This is a genomic window from Kiloniella sp., from assembly GCF_965205715.1.
Taxonomy (GTDB): Bacteria; Pseudomonadota; Alphaproteobacteria; order Kiloniellales; family Kiloniellaceae; genus Kiloniella.
Window position 1 is genome coordinate 373,766 of sequence record NZ_CBDBHW010000001.1, and the last position, 17,225, is coordinate 390,990.

18 protein-coding genes and 1 riboswitch are annotated in these 17,225 nt (G+C 46.8%); of the genes, 8 read left to right on the top strand and 10 right to left on the bottom strand.

Translation table 11 applies throughout. The features are described 5' to 3' along the window. Positions 1-63 precede the first annotated feature (63 nt). The 4 genes from ACOGW3_RS01915 to ACOGW3_RS01930 form a co-directional block, all read right to left on the bottom strand. Positions 64-744 carry a M23 family metallopeptidase gene (locus ACOGW3_RS01915; protein ID WP_419901401.1) on the bottom strand — a complete coding sequence of 227 codons (681 nt, stop codon included), beginning with the start codon at positions 742-744 and terminating at the stop codon, positions 64-66. Beyond that, a complete protein-coding gene (locus ACOGW3_RS01920) occupies positions 722-1,516 on the bottom strand; it encodes an ABC transporter ATP-binding protein (RefSeq protein WP_419901402.1) in 795 nt (264 codons plus the stop codon). The genes ACOGW3_RS01915 and ACOGW3_RS01920 overlap by 23 nt, the downstream gene beginning before the upstream one ends. Position 1,517: 1 nt before the next feature. Further along, complete coding sequence (locus tag ACOGW3_RS01925; RefSeq protein WP_419901403.1) at positions 1,518-2,414, bottom strand: ABC transporter permease; 897 nt, start codon at positions 2,412-2,414, stop codon at positions 1,518-1,520. Between the two features lie 148 nt (positions 2,415-2,562). Continuing rightward, entirely contained in the window at positions 2,563-3,537 is a 975-nt protein-coding gene (locus ACOGW3_RS01930; protein ID WP_419901404.1) for an ABC transporter substrate-binding protein, read from the bottom strand. Positions 3,538-3,848: 311 nt separating this feature from the next. Between ACOGW3_RS01930 and fdhD the strand changes: the two genes are divergently transcribed. Further along, complete coding sequence (fdhD, locus tag ACOGW3_RS01935; protein ID WP_419901405.1) at positions 3,849-4,805, top strand: formate dehydrogenase accessory sulfurtransferase FdhD; 957 nt, start codon at positions 3,849-3,851, stop codon at positions 4,803-4,805. Further along, positions 4,798-5,451 (top strand): molybdenum cofactor guanylyltransferase MobA, encoded by a 654-nt coding sequence (mobA, locus tag ACOGW3_RS01940; protein WP_419901406.1) that lies wholly within the window; start codon positions 4,798-4,800, stop codon positions 5,449-5,451. The genes fdhD and mobA overlap by 8 nt, the downstream gene beginning before the upstream one ends. A 20-nt stretch (positions 5,452-5,471) precedes the next feature. Here the strand turns inward: mobA and ACOGW3_RS01945 are convergent, their stop codons facing one another. Continuing rightward, positions 5,472-5,900: an ester cyclase gene (locus tag ACOGW3_RS01945; RefSeq protein ID WP_419901407.1), complete on the bottom strand. Its 429-nt coding sequence runs from the start codon at positions 5,898-5,900 to the stop codon at positions 5,472-5,474. 322 nt (positions 5,901-6,222) lie between these two features. Here ACOGW3_RS01945 and ACOGW3_RS01950 point away from each other — a divergent pair, with 322 nt between their 5' ends. Further along, on the top strand, positions 6,223-7,539 hold the full coding sequence (locus tag ACOGW3_RS01950) for an MFS transporter (protein ID WP_419901408.1): 1,317 nt from the start codon (positions 6,223-6,225) through the stop codon (positions 7,537-7,539). Positions 7,540-7,654: 115 nt separating this feature from the next. Here ACOGW3_RS01950 and tnpA read toward each other — a convergent pair whose 3' ends face one another. Continuing rightward, complete coding sequence (tnpA, locus tag ACOGW3_RS01955; protein WP_419901409.1) at positions 7,655-8,077, bottom strand: IS200/IS605 family transposase; 423 nt, start codon at positions 8,075-8,077, stop codon at positions 7,655-7,657. 22 nt (positions 8,078-8,099) lie between these two features. Between tnpA and ACOGW3_RS01960 the strand changes: the two genes are divergently transcribed. Then, on the top strand, positions 8,100-9,269 hold the full coding sequence (locus ACOGW3_RS01960; RefSeq protein WP_419901410.1) for an RNA-guided endonuclease TnpB family protein: 1,170 nt from the start codon (positions 8,100-8,102) through the stop codon (positions 9,267-9,269). A gap of 56 nt (positions 9,270-9,325) precedes the next feature. On the opposite strand, the gene ACOGW3_RS01965 is transcribed toward ACOGW3_RS01960, so the two are convergent. The 4 genes from ACOGW3_RS01965 to thiD are packed head-to-tail and all read right to left on the bottom strand — an operon-like array spanning position 9,326 to position 12,666. Further along, complete coding sequence (locus tag ACOGW3_RS01965; RefSeq protein ID WP_419901411.1) at positions 9,326-10,273, bottom strand: ABC transporter substrate-binding protein; 948 nt, start codon at positions 10,271-10,273, stop codon at positions 9,326-9,328. Between the two features lie 31 nt (positions 10,274-10,304). Next, positions 10,305-11,057 (bottom strand): ABC transporter permease, encoded by a 753-nt coding sequence (locus tag ACOGW3_RS01970; RefSeq protein WP_419901412.1) that lies wholly within the window; start codon positions 11,055-11,057, stop codon positions 10,305-10,307. After that, positions 11,054-11,848: an ABC transporter ATP-binding protein gene (locus ACOGW3_RS01975; protein ID WP_419901413.1), complete on the bottom strand. Its 795-nt coding sequence runs from the start codon at positions 11,846-11,848 to the stop codon at positions 11,054-11,056. Before ACOGW3_RS01975 ends, ACOGW3_RS01970 begins: the two co-directional genes overlap by 4 nt. 5 nt (positions 11,849-11,853) lie before the next feature. Further along, positions 11,854-12,666: a bifunctional hydroxymethylpyrimidine kinase/phosphomethylpyrimidine kinase gene (gene thiD / locus ACOGW3_RS01980; protein WP_419901414.1), complete on the bottom strand. Its 813-nt coding sequence runs from the start codon at positions 12,664-12,666 to the stop codon at positions 11,854-11,856. A gap of 80 nt (positions 12,667-12,746) precedes the next feature. Then, positions 12,747-12,864: riboswitch (TPP riboswitch) on the bottom strand. 156 nt (positions 12,865-13,020) lie between these two features. Here thiD and ACOGW3_RS01985 point away from each other — a divergent pair. The 4 genes from ACOGW3_RS01985 (at position 13,021) to ACOGW3_RS02000 (ending at position 17,221) form a co-directional block, all read left to right on the top strand. Next, on the top strand, positions 13,021-13,368 hold the full coding sequence (locus ACOGW3_RS01985; RefSeq protein WP_419901415.1) for a RidA family protein: 348 nt from the start codon (positions 13,021-13,023) through the stop codon (positions 13,366-13,368). Between the two features lie 306 nt (positions 13,369-13,674). Continuing rightward, entirely contained in the window at positions 13,675-15,321 is a 1,647-nt protein-coding gene (locus tag ACOGW3_RS01990) for a peptide ABC transporter substrate-binding protein (RefSeq protein WP_419901416.1), read from the top strand. Between the two features lie 80 nt (positions 15,322-15,401). Continuing rightward, a complete protein-coding gene (gene oppB, locus ACOGW3_RS01995) occupies positions 15,402-16,322 on the top strand; it encodes an oligopeptide ABC transporter permease OppB (protein ID WP_419901417.1) in 921 nt (306 codons plus the stop codon). Beyond that, positions 16,322-17,221 carry an ABC transporter permease subunit gene (locus ACOGW3_RS02000; RefSeq protein ID WP_419901418.1) on the top strand — a complete coding sequence of 300 codons (900 nt, stop codon included), beginning with the start codon at positions 16,322-16,324 and terminating at the stop codon, positions 17,219-17,221. The genes oppB and ACOGW3_RS02000 overlap by 1 nt, the downstream gene beginning before the upstream one ends. Positions 17,222-17,225: the final 4 nt, after the last annotated feature.

The following is a 17,225-nucleotide window of genomic DNA, read 5'->3' on the forward strand; positions in this document are numbered from 1 at the left end:
AGATCACAGCCGCATCAAAAGCGGCCAAGGTGGTTGACGCAACCGGACAAAGTGGTTGACGCTCTACAGATATTGGCCAATTGTTCCGTCACTGTGTTCAATCCAAATGTAATTGTGTTCTGACTTATATTTGGCAGAAGGTCCTCCGCGGCTGGAACTCTCTCGATAGCCAACGACAATCCCCTCACGAGCAGCATGGATCTCTGTGCCCACTGGCATGGCCCAGTCTATGGCGTTATTGTTGGTACCAAAATGGGAAAAGGATCCATTGGGGCCTTGGCTAATAGAGTAGGTCGCCTTTGGTGAGTAGGGGAGGGTATATAAAGTATCACTGTCGTGAATAACTTCGTTGAGGCCTGGGTGGAGCTCGGATGTCCAGGTATAACGCCATGTTTTTCCCAGTTTTGCTTTGATAAAAAAAGCTTCCTTGGTTTGATCTGGCAGCAGAGGGATATTGTTAACGTCTTTTACCGGCTTTGTATTATGGGCTTTTACTTTGACCGAGACCCTGATTGCGATGTCAAAATCGTTCCTGACCAATAATTTTGCAGATTTATTGGTTTCTATTGTTATGAAACACAAATGTTGGCTAAAGCAGCTTTGACGTTGAGCCGCGTCTGCGGTGCGATATGGCGTTATGTTTATGAACAGAGAGAGACACATTAAAAAGGCGACCTTCAATAAAGCCGCCTTTTTAAATAATGTGATACGCAACACTACTTTAGCCCAAGAGTAAGCTGTCACTGTCGAGCTGTTCTCCGCGTACTTTGGCAAACATATCGACAAGATCATGGATATCCATTGAACTGCGTTCTTCTCCGGATACGTCAAGAACGACTTGACCTTCGTGTAGCATGACTGTCCGGGTGCCATATTGAAGTGCCTGGCTCATAGAGTGGGTGATCATCAAAGTTGTGACCCCCGTTTCTTCAACAATGTCATTTGTGAGTTTGAGTACAAAGGCCTGCATACGCGGGTCAAGGGCGGCAGTGTGTTCATCCAGAAGCAGGCACTTTGTGGGTTGAAGTGTCGCCATGATCAAGCTAACCGCCTGACGCTGTCCGCCACTTAGAAGTCCCATTTTGTCTTCCAGGCGATCTTCAAGCCCGAGATGCAATCGTGAGAGTCGTTCGCGAAAAACACTACGTTTGGAGTTGTTGATCGCCAGGCCAAAACCGCGTGAATTTCCCCGAGAATGTGCCAGAGAAAGGTTCTCTTCGATGGTAAGGTTTTCACATGTTCCCGCCAGCGGGTCCTGGAACACACGTGATACCAAGCTGCTTCTACGTGCAGCTTTCCAACGGCTGACATCTTTACCATCGATGGTAATTTTACCGCTGTCGGCGATGAGCTCACCGGTCAGGCAATTCATAAAGGTTGATTTACCCGCGCCGTTTGACCCAATGACAGTGACAAATTCTCCATCCGAGACTGTCAGGTTAACCCCTTGCAGGGCTTTGTTCTCGTTCGGGGTATCTTTGCCAAAAGTAATACGGAGATCTTTAACGTCAATCATATCAATTACTCCGCTTCATTAGTTTTTTCAGCGGGTTCTTTGCACCGGGTAATACCAGGGCAATGGTAACAAGGAGTGCCGTAACAAGGTTCAAGTCTGAAGGCTCAAGCCCTATGCTGTCGGCATTTAAAGCAAGCCCGATAGCAATTCGGTAAACAATGGATCCGAAGATACAGGCCAATACAGCCATTAACATGCCACGTGTTGAGAAAATGGCTTCTCCTGCGATTAGGGCCGCCAGACCAATGACAATTGTTCCTGTACCGATGGTGATATCAGCAAAACCGTTCATCTGCGCAAAGAGTGCGCCTGCCAGACCAACAAGTGCATTGGAAAGGGCCATGCCAATGTAGGTGGTTTTATTGGTGTCGATACCTTGTGCGCGGGCCATTTTTTGATTGGCACCAGTGGATCGCATAGCCAGGCCATAGTCTGAATTCAGAAACCGTGCGACGATCAAAGCGACAATGAAAACGATTACAGCTGCGATTATAGGTTTGAGATAATATCCGCGAAGGCCAAGATCTTCAAAGGGTGTCAGGATGGTTTGCTCTGTAATAATAGCGATGTTTGGCCGCCCCATGATGCGCAGGTTAATGGAATAGAGAGCAATCATCGTCAGGATCGAAGCCAGTAGATTGAGAATTTTAAATCTCAAGTTCAGAAAAGCTGTTACCAACCCCGAAGCTCCACCAGCAATGAAGGCTATTCCTGTAGCAAGGAAAGGGTTGTAGCCCGCAACGATCATAGTTGCGCAAACTGCCGCACCAAGCGGGAAGCTACCGTCAATCGTCAGGTCTGGAAAATCGAGAATTCTAAAAGAAAGAAAGACGGCTAGAGCAATAAGGCCGTAAACAAGGCCCAGTTCAATTGCTCCCATAAAGGCGATGAGGTTCATATATCTACGGCCTTCCGGCTCTCTCGTTCTTGTGTATGCTGCTCTTTGGATGTTTACCTAAAGCAAAATGACGAAATCCGCAAAACGAATTTCGTCATTTATGATCACTTCTGAGTGCAAGAATTGAGCACAAAACAGAGGAGTATAGTTATTTTACCACTTCTGCAGCGCGAGCGATTACATCAGCTGAAAGCGTTACGCCCATTTTCTCTGCCATTGCTGGGTTAACAAAAAGGTTGGTTTTGTCCACGCCTTGGAACGCAATGTCACCAGCATTTTTGCCGTTAAGGATTTCGACAACAACTTTACCTGTTTGACGACCGACATCGTAGTAATCAAAGCCAAGAGCTGCCATGGCACCACGTTTTACGGAATCAGTATCACCTGCGTAAACCGGGATCTGGTTGTCGATACCTACTTTAACCACGGCTTCGAAAGCAGAAATGATGGTGTTGTCTGTTGCAACATAAATAACGTCAGCTTTACCGATGAGGTTCTGAGTTGCTGTTAGGACTTCACCTGTTTTTGTCGCAGGAGAGGCAATGACTTCAAATCCTTGTTCTGCACCGTGTTTTTTTACAAGGTCGAGGAGAACAACAGAGTTCGCTTCGCCGGGATTGTAAGGAACACCGATTGTTTTCGCATTCGGGGTCAATTCCTTGATCAAGGCGATGTGCTGATCAATAGGAGAGAGATCACTTACACCAGTTACATTCGTTCCAGAAGCGCCGGGGCCTGATACCAGTTTCGCAGCCACAGGATCTGTTACAGCAGTGAAAACAACTGGAATGTCTTTAGTTGCTGCAACAACGGCCTGAGCTGATGGAGTGGCGATTGGGACGATTACATTCGGGCCTTTACCTATGTATTCGCGTGCAATCTGTGCTGCTGTGGCTGGATTGCCCTGGGCACTTTTATAGAGGAACGTGAGATTTTTACCTTCTTCAAAGCCTTGAGCCTTGAGTTCGTCACGAACGCCGTCGCGCACGGCATCGAGCGCAGGATGTTCCACAATTGCAGTTGTGGCGACGACAAAGTCTTCAGCCTGAGCCGCAAATGGTAGGGCTACGCCAAGAGCAAGAGTGGCCGCAATAAGCTTGGCCCCCAAACGTTTGGAAATCATTATATGCCTCCGAGTTAGCAATTTTTTATTTTTAGGGTGGGAACCCTAGGAATTCATTACTGGATTCTATCCAGACCTGTTGGATGTTATTAATCCCGTTCGGGCCCATCAAAGCAAGTGGTTAATTGATCTGATTTGAAGAGGGGATGAAGGCGCGTGTTGCATCTTAACCCTGTCAAAATATGCATTATTGCGAACGAAACCTTCAATAAGGTAATAGCCTTTTTCAATGAGGGCAGAGCTTGTTCGTTCTCAGGATAAAGGACATAGTGAGTGCTAATTATTTTGTACCAGAAAGCCATGAGAACCTGATGAGTAAAGACACTGAGCCAAAACTTGTAAAACGTGGCATTTCAAAAGCAGATCCAGAATTGTTGAAAGATTTTTTGCTTAGGCCCAATCCTTCTAATAGCGGACTGACTGAGAGAGTACTCGGCACGGACCAAGAGGGTAACAGCGTTGAGCTGCCTGTTGTGGTGGAGAAGCCATTGACGCTCTTTCTCAATGGTCAAGAAATTGTCACGATGATGACAATTGGGGATTATCCTGATTATTTAGCAGTGGGATATCTTCTTAACCAAAATATGTTGCGCCAAGATGATGTCATAACGGCAATTGATGTTGATGAAGAACTCGACCTTGTTGTCGTTCGAACCGAACGTGAAACCAACTACGAAGAGAAATTAAAGAAAAAAACCAGAACATCGGGTTGTGCTCAAGGGACGGTCTTTGGTGATCTTATGGAGAAGTTCGAAGATATTAAGCTTTCCAAAGAAGCGCGGATCCATACCTCGTGGATTTACACCCTAAGCAAAAAAATAAATACCGCCCCAAGTCTTTATCTCGAAGCGGGGGCCATTCATGGGTGTGTGCTTTGCCAAGAAGATAAGCCACTGATTTATATTGAGGATGTTGGCCGTCATAACGCTGTTGATAAGATTGCGGGCTATATGTTTCTCAATGACATCAAGGCTGAAGATAAGATCTTTTATACAACAGGGCGACTGACCTCCGAGATGGTGATCAAAACCGTGCAGATGGGAATACCTGTTCTTGTATCGCGGTCTGGCTTTACGGCTTGGGGCGTTGATCTGGCTAAGGAAGCAGGCCTTACCCTTATAGGGCGTGCCAAGGGGAAACGCTTTACAGCTCTCGCCGGGCAAGAGCGGATGATCTTTGATCACAATGAAAGCCATCTTGAGGACGAAGATAGCCGGCATCAAAGAGCATCGTCTCGTGGATCTGAAAAGGGGCCGGCCAATGATTAATCCTGTTGATCAAAATGATATCGCAGCCGTTATCCTGGCAGGGGGATTAGCCCGGAGAATGGGCGGCGGTGATAAGAGTATGAAAATGCTCGCCGGGAGTAGCCTACTTGATCGCATTCTTGTGCGTATAACACCCCAAGTAGGGTCGATGGTTATCAATGCAAACGGTAACCCTGACAGATTTGGTTACACAGGCTTGCCTGTTGTTGAGGATGTGGTTGAAGGGCATCCAGGCCCTTTGGCCGGGGTTTTATCTGGTCTCGACTGGGTTGCGGAAAATCATCCAGAAATAAGATGGGTTTTATCGGTGCCTTGTGATGCGCCGTTTATTCCACTCGATTTAGTTGCTCGTATGAAAAGTGCGATGGAAGAGAATGACCACAGGTTGGCTTGTGCCCAATCTCACGGGCGCACTCATCCCGTTGTTGGTCTGTGGCCTGTTGCCCTGAGAGAAGATCTACGCACTGCACTTGTTAAAGAAGAGTTACGTAAAGTCGACAAATGGACGGCACGACACGGAATATCTCATGTCGAGTTTGAGGACGTTCTTATTAGTGATCAGGCAATTGATCCCTTTTTCAATGCCAATAAACCAGATGATCTCAATGAGATTGAAACGTTATTGGCTCTTCACGAAAGAGATTGATTCAAATAGGGCAAGTATGGCTACTTAACCTTGCAGCCTTTTAGTCCCTGTTCAAAAGTATCGTTAGGCAAAAGGCCGAGCTGTGCCAATAATCCTATGAAATCAAAATGATTGTAGCCTTCGATCAGCTTTCCATCTCTTGTCTTAACCCACATATTACCGGTAATGGAAACGGCTTCTCCTGTCTTTCTTGACTTCGCATTCAGGGTGCAAAGAGCTGAAATCCAACCATCTTCTTCGAGACATTTGTCTATGGTAAAATTGAAATCTGACAAGAGCGAACACATGGCGCAATGGAATTGCTTTAAGGCCTCCGGACCGACTATTGACTGTTCGCCAAGCCCGTCGGCTTTTATATCGGGTACTAACATCTCATCAATGGCTGTTGCATCCTCTTCTTTCCAGACGCGTCTAAGCCACGTTTTCAAGGTTTCTTCAGCATTTGACATTTTTGCCCCCTCCAAAAGGTCATTACATCATATGGTTTAATTTGTGTTTAGGCAATTTCTCCTTATTGGTGTGAGTGTTGGCGTTTGTGCGCACCAGATTGTGTAACAATAGGCTTTGCCTAAAATCTGATTATGTTGATCATTAAAACTTGCCAGTCTTTATACCAAGGGGTGATAGTGTTTGCCATATAGGCTACTCGTTCATTCCTTGGTATGAACCCAGCTCTTGATATCATTAAAACTAGCCCACAAATACAGAGGTCTTATAGGATCTCTTTGACGGGGTGGTTCTTTCTAAAAGTTACATTTAAGGAATTCTGATTTGTCCCAGTCAGTTGTTGTGCCTGATAATTCGGTCTCTGTTACTTTACAAAAGCCTCCTGCAAGTTTGTCCTGGTTGATGTGGTCCTTGGGGGCCCTTCTTTTTCTCATTGGCTTTTTTCACCGGATTGCTTTTGGTGTCATGGCTGAGCCTTTGACACTGGAATTTGGTTTAACTGCGACGACATTGGGAACGCTTGCGAGCTTTTATTATTATTCCTATACCGCTATGCAGGTTCCTGTCGGTGTTATGGCGGATCGGTTCGGGCCGCGAAAATTATTGACATCAGGTGCTCTGCTTGCCGCAGTTGGTACCGCGATATTTGCACTCGCGACTAATTATTGGGTGATTAGTTTTGGCCGGTTATTGATTGGCGGGGCAGTGGCGGTTGCCTTTGTCACCATGATGAAAATCTCTCTACATTGGTTTACCCTCAAGCGTTTTGCTCTTCTAACCGGATTGGGGCTTTTGGCAGGTAATCTCGGCGCTGTGGTTGCGGGTGCTCCCCTGCAAGAAATGCTTGAGTTGTTTGGCTGGCGCAATGTGATGCTGGCCTTTGCCTGCATTACGGGGTTATTGGCACTTGCTACCGGTATCTGGTTACGGGATGATCCCACCGACTTGGGATATAAGAGCTATGGCCATACCCACGATGCTTCTGCTCCCCGTCAGTCTATTTTTTCTGCTTTAAAAGAAGCGATAACCTACCGAACGGTATTTTTGTTAACCCTTGCCTGTGGCGCTTCCGCTGGATCCATGCTCACATTTGGCGGGCTTTGGGGGGTTCCTTATCTGAAGGTAGCCTACGGTTTCTCGACTTCAGAAGCCGCCTCAATTATTAGTGTGACCTTGTTGGTTTGGGCCGGGTGTGGAGTTCTCCTCGGGCATTGGTCAGATGCGACTGGAAAACGAAAGCTTCCTTTTGTTGTCCTTGCCTTACTTGCAGCTTTGGGATGGTTCGTGGTTACCCAAATTCCTGACCTCCCGTTTGTCGTTCTTGTCCTGGCTTTGTTGGCTGCTGCATTGGGCAGTTGTATTATGATCGTTGGCTTGTCCTGGGCGAAAGAAGCTGTGCCGGCCAAACTTCAAGGGACAGCCCTGGGGTGGTGTAATACCGGGGTAATGATTGGTCCGATGGTGTTGCAGCCTTTAACGGGAATTCTTATCGATTTGAACTGGAGCGGTGCGACAGATGGCGGGCAACGGGTATATGATATTCCTGCTTTTCAGGCTGGTTTCATCCCGATGATTGTTTGGCTTGTATTGGCTGCGGGGTTGGTTCTTTTTGCTCAAGAAGAAAAATCTCCGTTCAAGTAATCTTTAGACTACGCAAAAGGGGTGTTGAGCATAACTCAACACCCCTTTGTCATATCTTATCGGAACGCGCCGTAAAACCTCGTCCTTCAGGGCGGGGATATAAGGCGCAACCGCGCTAGCGCGGTTTTTTGTTGGCTCGCTGCGTTTCGACATATTTGCGGATAATATCGAGCGGCGCACCACCACATGAAGCGGCAAAATAAGACGGCGACCAAAGGACACCTTTGCGATACCTACCCGTAATTTCAGGGCGAAAGCTTCGCAAACGGCGACTGGATACACCCTTGAGACTGTTGACCAGCTTAGAGAGGGATATTTTGGGCGGATAATTGATAAGCAGATGCACATGGTCGTCTTCCCCGTCACACTCGACGAGTTGCGCCTCAAAGTCGTTGCAGACCTTGGCAAAGATGTGCCGCAAGTCCTGTATAGCCAGTTCTGACAGCACATCTCTGCGGTATTTGGTAATAAATACCAAGTGTACGTGTAGCGCAAAAACACAATGTCTTCCTGTGCGATATTCATTTGAGTTGTCCATAGACCAATGGTAGAGTCGAGATATGCTAAAGGCAACCAAAGTCCGATTGTATCCCACTGTTGACCAGAGGAAGGCGTTTGCCTTTCAATTTGGCGCGATGCGGTGGGCGTATAATTTTACTTTGGGCTGGCGTAGCTCCGCTTGGAAAGAGCGCGGCGAAAGCATCAGCAAGCGCCAGACCTTGGACAAGCTCGTTGAACTGAAAGCCACGGAAGAAACAGGCTGGCTAAAGGAAGCCGATAGCCAAGCCTTGCAACAATCGGTGATGCATTTGGATGATGCCTTTAAGCGATTTTTTAGAAAACAGGGCCGCTATCCCCGCTTTAAGAGCAAACACGGCAAACAAGCCATGTCCTACCCGCAACGGGTCAAAATTGTAAATGGTGTCAGTCTGTACTTGCCCAAAGTCGGCACGGTCAAAGCAGTTCTGCACCGTGAGATTGTAGGTAAGATTAAGACCGTCACCATCTCGCGCACTCAAACAGGTAAGTACTATGCGTCAATCTTGTGTGATGATGGGCTGGAGGTTCCAGCCCTCTTAAAAACGATTGAAGCGGACGCGGTGACGGGTATTGATTTGGGCATAACGCATTTAGCGATTGCCAGCACGGGTGAAAAACAAAAGAACCCCCGTATTTTGAAACGTGCGGCGGCCAATTTGCGCCGCAAGCAAAAAACACTGTCACGAAAGAAGAAAGGGTCGGCAAACCGCAACAAGGCGCGTGTACTTGTTGCCAAGGCTCACGAAAGAACTGCCAACACGCGCAATGACTTTCAACATAAATTGTCAAAACGACTGGTTGACGAAAATCAAGCAATCTGCGTGGAGACGTTGAAAGTCAAAAACATGCTCAAGAATAGGAAGCTTGCCAAACATATTGCTGACGCGGCATGGGGCGAATTGCTCCGAAAGCTGACCTACAAAACAGCTTGGTCAGGTAAGCACCTCGTGCAAATTGACCAGTGGTTTGCATCCAGTAAGACCTGTTCTGATTGCGGCACTAAGGTTGATGCTATGCCGCTGTCGGTGCGGCAATGGACGTGCCAGACCTGCGACCAAGAGCATGACCGCGATATTAACGCTGCCATCAATATTCGGCAGCAAGGTATCCTGAAACTAAAGGCGGAAGGGCTATCCGTCTCTGCTTGTGGAGGCTCGCGTAATTCTGGCACACTGCCAGTTGCAGCCTGAGAAACAAGAAGCCTCGTCCTTTAGGGCGAGGAGTAGTCACGATAGATTGAGTGATATTATTTTATGCTGACAGCATAATCAGGAACGTTGCCCGTTTCTTTTATCATATCTTTGGCTTTCAGGAATTCCGCAAATTCACTGTAGCGTCCAGCATCCAAAGCAGCAGGGCGAAGCGCAAAGCGGGGAAGAGTGTCTCTCCAGGCGCGTTTGTTCAGTTCATCGTCCAAATCCGGATAGGCTTTGATGAAGAGCTGCCAGCTTTCATCTGGGTGGTTGATCAGAAAAGTTGTTGCCTGCTCTAGGCCTTTTAGGAAGCGTGGAAGCTTTTCATCATCGGTTTTCTCTTTGTTGGCAACGAGAATAAGCTCGTCATAAGTCGGCACGCCTTCTTCTTCGACATAAAAAGCGCGACCTGGTTTACCGACAATGTCCATCTGGTTAAGTTCGAAATTTCGGAAGGCACCGATAACGGCGTCAACCTGGCCTGAGATTAAAGAAGGAGAGAGCGAGAAGTTAACATTGATAAGCTCAACGTCTTTCACATCAAGGTTATGGCTTTCCAGCATGGCATCGAGGATAACATCCTCAAAACCACCAACGGAATAACCGACTTTTTTTCCCTTCAAGTCAGCAATGGATTTGATTGGGCTGTCCTTGAGGACGACAAGGGAGTTCAAGGGTGTGGCAACCAAAGTACCAACACGTACGAGAGGAAGGCCTTCGGCAACTTGAAGGTGGAGTTGAGGTTGGTAGGAAACCGCGAGCTCAGCTTGCCCTGCAGCAACCAGTTTCGGAGGATCATTTGGATCGGCTGGTGCGATTAATTCTACCTCCAACCCCTGAGCTTTAAAAAAGCCTTTTTCTTTGGCGATAACCAAAGTTGCATGGTCTGGATTTACAAACCAATCCAGCAGCACGGTCATTTTATCTGCGGCAGTTGCTCCGGTCATGAGACCGAACAGCCCTGCGAGCAGAGAGAGGGTAAAGGTGAGTTTTCTTAACATCGTTTATTCCTCAAGTATTGTGAGTTTTTTTTTAAGTTTTATAGTCATCCAGAGACATTCTCTTCATGAGCTTGTTCAGGAGGTAATCTGTCGTGAGATATAGAGTGACTGCCATTAGGGCGAGTAAACAAAGGGCGGCGAACATAAGGTCGATTTTCATTCGGCCATTGGCATGTAACATCAGGTAACCAAGCCCCTGTGATGACCCAACCCATTCACCAACGATTGCACCAATTGGTGCCGTGGCCATGGCCACCTTTAATCCGGATGCCAGGGAGGGAAAGGCCAGAGGGATCCGGACGTGAATGAGGAAAGCCAGAGGGCTGGCATTCATTACGGTGGCAAGGGCGTGCCAATCTTTCGGTGTCCGCCTCAAGCCGTCATAAAAGGCGGCTGTAACGGGGAAGTAAATGATAAGCACAGCCATGGCGACCTTGGAGGGGAGGCCATATCCAAGCCAAAGAACCAAAATGGGAGCGAGGGCAAATACAGGTAACGATTGGGTGATGACGAGAACAGGCGTAAGCCACACCCGGATTGGTTTGGCTGTTGCGAGAATTAGGGCTGATCCGCAACCAAGCAGCGTGCCGATGACAAAGCCAAGTATGATTTCAGTTAGAGTATACCCGGCGTGTTGGGTAAGGGTTGGGAAGCGATTTACCAGGACCTCGATGACAGCAATTGGGCCCGGTAAAATATAAGGTGGTACAGAAGTTACAACGACAAGGACCTGCCAAAGCATAAGGAGGCCACAGAGCACGACCATCACTCTTATAGCCTTCATTCGTTTAGCCCTTTTGAATTTGAAAGCTCGGTAATGAGTTCTTCGTAATGGCAGATAATTTCGGAGTTATTTAAATCCCGTATGGGGGAGCTGACTGGGGTAAGGGAGCTCGCCTTGTGAACTGTGGGACCGTTAAGAACAAAGATGTGGTGTGCGAGGCGAAGGGCCTCTAGCGGATCATGCGTGATCATAATCACTGTCTTGTTGTTAAGATATTTGTAGGTGAGTTCCTGCATTTCTCCACGGGTTATGGCATCCAAAGCTGAGAAGGGCTCATCCAGTAATACGATTGGTCGGTTTTCGAGAAGGGTCCTGGCAAGCGCTGTGCGTTGTCTCATTCCTCCGGATAATGCTGAAGGTTTTAGATGAAGAGATTCTCCAAGTCCCAGTTGATCCAGGAGGGATATTGCTTTCTCTTTAGGTATCAAAACTTTGGATTTTCGCACCGAGCGAAGTCGATTGCTGATAAGGACATTGTCCAGAATAGAAAGCCAGGGTAACAGGAGGTCATCCTGTGTCATCCAGCTGATTTTTCCGTTCAAGTCATTTCCGTTTGCTTGCTTTATGTCCCCTTTAAAAGATTCCACAGACAAGAGCCCGGCAATGGCTTTCAGAAGTGAAGATTTTCCTACCCCGCTTCGTCCGAGCAAAATATTCCATTTATCGGCAAAGAGGGTGAGATTGAAATCGTTGAAGACTTGCCGGTTATCAAACGTCAAAGAGAAGCTTTTAACTTCGATGTCTTCGTGGTTTGGCGAGGTTTCGCCCAGACCATGCCGCTGATTATGCACTGGCCTTATGCCTTATCTGACCAGAAAGCATGGAAATGATGAACGGGGCCATGGCCTTTTCCAACCTCGAGAGAGTCCGCGTGTTGTAAAGCACTGCCGAGGTAAGTCTTGGCCTCGGTTACTGCTTCAATGAGTGGGAGGTCTTTAGCTAACCCTGCGGCGATGGAAGCGGAGAGGGTGCAGCCAGTGCCATGGCTGTTTGTTGTATTAATTCGCGGAGAGCTCAAACACGTTTCTGTCAGTCCATCAAAAAAAAGATCATCGCTGGTGGTTCCACCCAAGTGTCCACCTTTCAGGAGGATGGCCTTTGTTCGCATTTCTTTGAAGATTTGGAGGAGCTCTCTCATTTCTTCGAGGGATGTTGGCTCGTTCATACTCGTGAGTTCGGCAGCTTCAGGTAAGTTGGGTGTGATGATTTCTGCCATAGGAAGCAGGCTATCTTTCAGGCTCTCGATTGCATCATCTTGAAGTAGTTTATCGCCACTTTTGGCAACCATTACCGGATCGAGAACGATCGGAACGCCGGGGTAATCTTTTAAGGCATCGGCCACAGCGTGAATGATTTCTGGTGTACCCAGCATGCCAATTTTGACAGCTTTGATATCCAAATCTTCAAAAACAGTATGGATTTGATCTTGAATGAAATCAGTAGATACCGGGAAGATGCTGTGGACTTTACAAGTGTTTTGCGCGGTCAGTGCGGTAATGACTGAGGCTGCGTATACGCCTAGTGCGGACATGGCTTTGATGTCGGCTTGAATACCGGCGCCGCCACCACTATCTGATCCTGCTATTGTCAGGGCAATAGGAACTGACATTATATCCTCCGTCTTTAGTTTTCAGAGGGTTTTTAATGCCTTTTCCCGAAAAATCGGCTGGGATATCGAAGTTTACTCTTCCCACAAAGCATCTCAATTTCCTCCGCCGGTATTAACCGGATCAGGTTCTGCGGGTTAGCAATAGCTTCTCAGCTCAATTCCTTTGATTAGGCAAAATGAGCACCCCGACGAGATTTTCTGAATTATGGGGGGCTTTTGAAAATAGGCAAGGAGGAAGTTTAACTTTGATTTTCTGGGTTATATCTTACTCAGATCTGGACCCATAGGATGCTTTGATAGCATATAGGTGCTTCATCCATCTGGATGTGAGTTTTTAAATAGGGAGTTTATTGGATGAGCGATATTATCCGCCATGGTACAACGGCACGTTCAAGCAAGATCGTTGAACATGGAAATACAATTTATTTGTCAGGACAAGTGGGAACAGCAGGTGCCTCTGTTTCGGAGCAAACCTCCGAAATTTTAGCCAAGATTGATGCATGTCTTGAGTCTGTTGGCAGTGATAAAAGTAAAATTCTTCAAGCTGTGATTTGGTTGAGTGATATGAAATATTTCGCTGAATTGAACGAAGTTTGGAATGCCTGGGTTCCAGAAGGATACGCTCCCGCTCGTGCTTGTGGAGAAGCTAAACTTGCACGTGCAGAGTTGAGTGTGGAAATTATTATTACGGCTGCCAAATAGTCGCATCTAGCCGTTATATAGTTGTTTTTAGGCTGCTCGGCCGTATGTGTCGAGCAGCTTTTTTCGTGTCCTAAGTTAGTTAGGCTGGATTCCCGTGTTTGTATAAAGTATAATACCGTAATGCTCGCTAGTTTTGATCGATTAGTAAAAATAAATGGCTGTTCGCCTACGTTTATTACGAGTTTGATCTAAAGCAAAGACCTCCTCTTGTCATAGAGCGTAAAGAAGGTCACCCTGCGTGAATGCACGTAGGGATATTAATTGTCTCTAGTGAGTACAACGAACGATAACAACAGGGAAAGAGTTATGGAGTTCACAACAGGTATTAAAAAGTTCCTCTCCGATGGAACATTTGTAAAAACAACACGTGCAGTAGCACTTGGGGTTTCTCTTCTCGCTGGAACATCAGCCTTGGTAGCGCCGACATTGGCTGCTGCAGAGATGGTTTTTCACCGTGGTAATGGTTCCGAGCCAGGAACCCTTGATCCTCAGATTTCTGAAGGCGTTCCATCTGCACATATTCTCCGCGACCTTTTTGAAGGGCTAACTGCAGAGCACACAGATGGTTCCATCATTCCAGGTCAAGCCGAAAGCTGGACTATTAGTGAAGATGGTAAAACCTTTGTGTTCAAGATCCGTGAAAATGCTAAATGGAGTAATGGTGATCCTGTAACGGCCCATGACTTTGTTTATGCTTGGCAGCGCGCTGTCGCTCCTGCAACAGGGACTGCTTATTCTTTCTTGCTATATCCTCTTGAAAATGCGCAAGCTATTTCAAGTGGTGAAGAAAAAGATCTATCTAAATTGGGGGTTAAGGCCACTGATGATAGAACATTGGAAGTACATCTTTCAGGTCCTGCGCCATACTTCCTTGGTATGATCACTCACTCGGTAGCTTATCCTGTTCATAAGGCAACTGTTGAAGCAAAGGGTGCAAGTTGGACTCGCCCAGAAAATATGGTTTCCAATGGTGCCTTTAAACTTACCGAGTGGACTCCGCAATCTCGTATTGTTTCTGAAAAATCTGATACTTACTGGAATAAAGACACAGTAAGTTTAGACAAGGTTGTTTATTACCCTACAGAGAGTCAGACAACTGCTCTTAAGCGTTATCGTGCCGGTGAGCTGGATTGGACTTATGAAGTTCCCAATGACCAGATCAAGTGGATTAAAGAAAATCTGGCAGACGAGTTTCATGTTTCTAACTATCTAGGAACCTACTACTACGGCTTTAATATGACAAAGCCACCTTTCGATAATCCTAAGCTACGTAAAGCTTTCTCTATGGCTATCGATCGTGACATTCTGACATCAAAAATTGTGGGTGCCGGAGAAGTTCCTGCCTATGCTTTCGTTGTCCCAGGTGTAACTGCGTATGATGCTGTTTACGCTGATTTTAGATCCAAGGATCAGGCCGCGCGTAATGCTGAAGCTTTGAAGCTTTACGAAGAAGCTGGCTATTCCAAAGACAACCCACTTGAGATTGAGCTGCGTTATAACACCAGTGATAACCACAAAAAAATTGCTATTGCCGTCCAAAATATGTGGAAAAAAACATTAGGGGCAAAGGTAAACCTCGTAAACGAGGAATGGAAAGTTTACTTGGAAACCCGTAAACTTAAAAAGGCAACGCAGGCCTTCCGTGCAGGTTGGATCGGTGATTATAATGATCCAAATACCTTCCTTGAGCTTTGGTTATCTGACTCCGGCCTTAACGACACCGGCTTTAATAGCCCTGAGTTTGATAGTCTTATGAAACAGGCTGCACTGGAGCAGGATTCTGACAAGCGCAAAAGTTTGTTGATGCAAGCCGAAGCAATCTTCCTCGAAGCCAACGCCGTTGCCCCTATTTACCACTACGTTACCAAGCGTATGGTGAAGCCTTATGTTAAAGGCTGGGAGAACAACGTGATGGATCACATCCGCTCTCAGTATATTACAATTGCGAAATAGGAAACTCCCGGTTTCCCAATGATGTTGCGGCGCGTCGTCATATCGGTGGCGCGCCGAACTTTTATGTCAGGACATAATATATGTTGTCGTTTATCTTAAAGCGTCTGGCCGGGGCTATTCCGACGCTACTCATTATCGTTACTCTTGCGTTTTTCTTGATCCGCGCAGCCCCAGGCGGTCCATTTGATAAAGAACGTTCTGTGCCTGCAGAGGTCGAGGCAAATTTAAATGCCGTATACCATTTGGATGAGCCTATGTGGCAGCAGTATCTGTACTATCTTGGTAACATTATCCAAGGTGATTTCGGCCCCTCATTCCAGTATCGAGATTTTTCTGTTACCGAATTGATTGGGGCGGGTTTTCCTGTATCTCTCACAATCGGAATGTCAGCGATTTTTCTTGCCATAACAATTGGCATGTCAATGGGGGCACTTGCCGCTTTGAAGCAAAATTCGGCAATTGATTATGCAATTATGGCGACAGCGATGACCGGGATCACAATTCCCAATTTCGTTATGGCGCCTTTATTAACATTAATTCTGGGGGTTTATCTCAGTCTCTTACCTGTTGGTGGTTGGGGGGATGGGCCCGCGCAAGCTGTATTGCCAATTGTTGCTCTTGCTCTGCCCCAGATCGCATACATAGCTCGTTTGACCCGCGGATCAATGATCGAAGTGTTGCGATCTAATTTTGTTCGGACCGCAAGGGCAAAAGGTCTTCCTGAAAAAACAATGTTAACCCGTCACGCCATGAAAGCTGCAATGCTTCCCGTGGTTTCATACCTAGGACCTGCTTCTGCTGCAGTGATTACAGGCTCGGTTGTTATTGAACAAATCTTTGGAATTCCAGGCATTGGTCGTTACTTTGTTCAGGGCGCCTTAAATCGTGACTATACACTCGTCATGGGTGTTGTGATTTTCTATGGCTCTTTGATTATTTCATTCAACCTGATCGTTGACATTATCTATGGCTTCCTGGATCCAAAAGTGAGGATGGGCTAATGGCTGTAGATATGGAAATTAAAGACGCCCTGTCTGCTGAGAAAGAAATCCAGGGGAGAAGTCTCTGGCAAGATGCGCTCCGTCGATTACTGACAAATAAAGCTTCCGTCGTCAGTTGCGTTTTACTGCTCTCAATTGTTCTGATCGCAGTGGTAGGCCCTTGGCTTCATCCTCATCCATTTGATGAAGTTTATTGGGATTACATACAAACTGCCCCTGATGCTGAAGCAGGATTCTACTTCGGGACGGATACCAATGGACGCGATCTTTTTGTCCGTACTCTCTACGGAATTCGCGTATCAATGTTGGTTGGTCTCGTGGCAACGGGTGTATCGTTGATTATCGGTGTCACTTACGGCGCTATATCTGGCTATGTAGGCGGTCGAACAGATCACATTATGATGCGCTTTGTAGATATCATGTACTCCATGCCATTTATGTTCTTTGTGATTCTTTTGATGGTGATATTTGGCCGTAACATTTTTCTGATTTTTGCAGCACTTGGTGCCGTAGAATGGTTGACCATGGCGCGTATTGTGCGTGGTCAGGCTCTATCAATCAAAAACCGAGAGTTTGTTGAGGCTGCACGTGCTTCTGGAGTCAGTGGCTTTAACATCATCCGACGCCACATCATTCCCAACGCACTTGGCCCGGTGATTGTCTATGTGACCCTGACCATTCCTCAGGTGATACTGATTGAGAGTTTCCTCTCTTTCCTCGGATTGGGTGTGCAAGAGCCAATGACAAGTTTGGGCGTATTGATCTCAGAAGGCGCTCAACAGATGGAGTCTGCGCCTTGGACATTGCTGTTCCCGGCGACGTCTCTGGCAATCCTTCTGTTTTGTTTTAACTTTATTGGCGATGGTCTGCGTGATGCGCTTGATCCTCGTGACCGTTAAGGGA

Excerpts from the sequence above, each read along its gene's own strand:
- ACOGW3_RS01920 (WP_419901402.1), bottom strand. The coding sequence starts at position 1,516 with ATGATTGACGTTAAAGATCTCCGTATTACTTTTGGCAAAGATACCCCG.
- ACOGW3_RS01925 (WP_419901403.1), bottom strand. The coding sequence starts at position 2,414 with ATGAACCTCATCGCCTTTATGGGAGCAATTGAACTGGGCCTTGTTTAC.
- ACOGW3_RS01930 (WP_419901404.1), bottom strand. The coding sequence starts at position 3,537 with ATGATTTCCAAACGTTTGGGGGCCAAGCTTATTGCGGCCACTCTTGCT.
- fdhD (WP_419901405.1), top strand. The coding sequence starts at position 3,849 with ATGAGTAAAGACACTGAGCCAAAACTTGTAAAACGTGGCATTTCAAAA.
- mobA (WP_419901406.1), top strand. The coding sequence starts at position 4,798 with ATGATTAATCCTGTTGATCAAAATGATATCGCAGCCGTTATCCTGGCA.
- ACOGW3_RS01945 (WP_419901407.1), bottom strand. The coding sequence starts at position 5,900 with ATGTCAAATGCTGAAGAAACCTTGAAAACGTGGCTTAGACGCGTCTGG.
- tnpA (WP_419901409.1), bottom strand. The coding sequence starts at position 8,077 with ATGGACAACTCAAATGAATATCGCACAGGAAGACATTGTGTTTTTGCG.
- ACOGW3_RS01960 (WP_419901410.1), top strand. The coding sequence starts at position 8,100 with ATGCTAAAGGCAACCAAAGTCCGATTGTATCCCACTGTTGACCAGAGG.
- ACOGW3_RS01965 (WP_419901411.1), bottom strand. The coding sequence starts at position 10,273 with ATGTTAAGAAAACTCACCTTTACCCTCTCTCTGCTCGCAGGGCTGTTC.
- ACOGW3_RS01970 (WP_419901412.1), bottom strand. The coding sequence starts at position 11,057 with ATGAAGGCTATAAGAGTGATGGTCGTGCTCTGTGGCCTCCTTATGCTT.
- thiD (WP_419901414.1), bottom strand. The coding sequence starts at position 12,666 with ATGTCAGTTCCTATTGCCCTGACAATAGCAGGATCAGATAGTGGTGGC.
- ACOGW3_RS01985 (WP_419901415.1), top strand. The coding sequence starts at position 13,021 with ATGAGCGATATTATCCGCCATGGTACAACGGCACGTTCAAGCAAGATC.
- ACOGW3_RS01990 (WP_419901416.1), top strand. The coding sequence starts at position 13,675 with ATGGAGTTCACAACAGGTATTAAAAAGTTCCTCTCCGATGGAACATTT.
- oppB (WP_419901417.1), top strand. The coding sequence starts at position 15,402 with ATGTTGTCGTTTATCTTAAAGCGTCTGGCCGGGGCTATTCCGACGCTA.
- ACOGW3_RS02000 (WP_419901418.1), top strand. The coding sequence starts at position 16,322 with ATGGCTGTAGATATGGAAATTAAAGACGCCCTGTCTGCTGAGAAAGAA.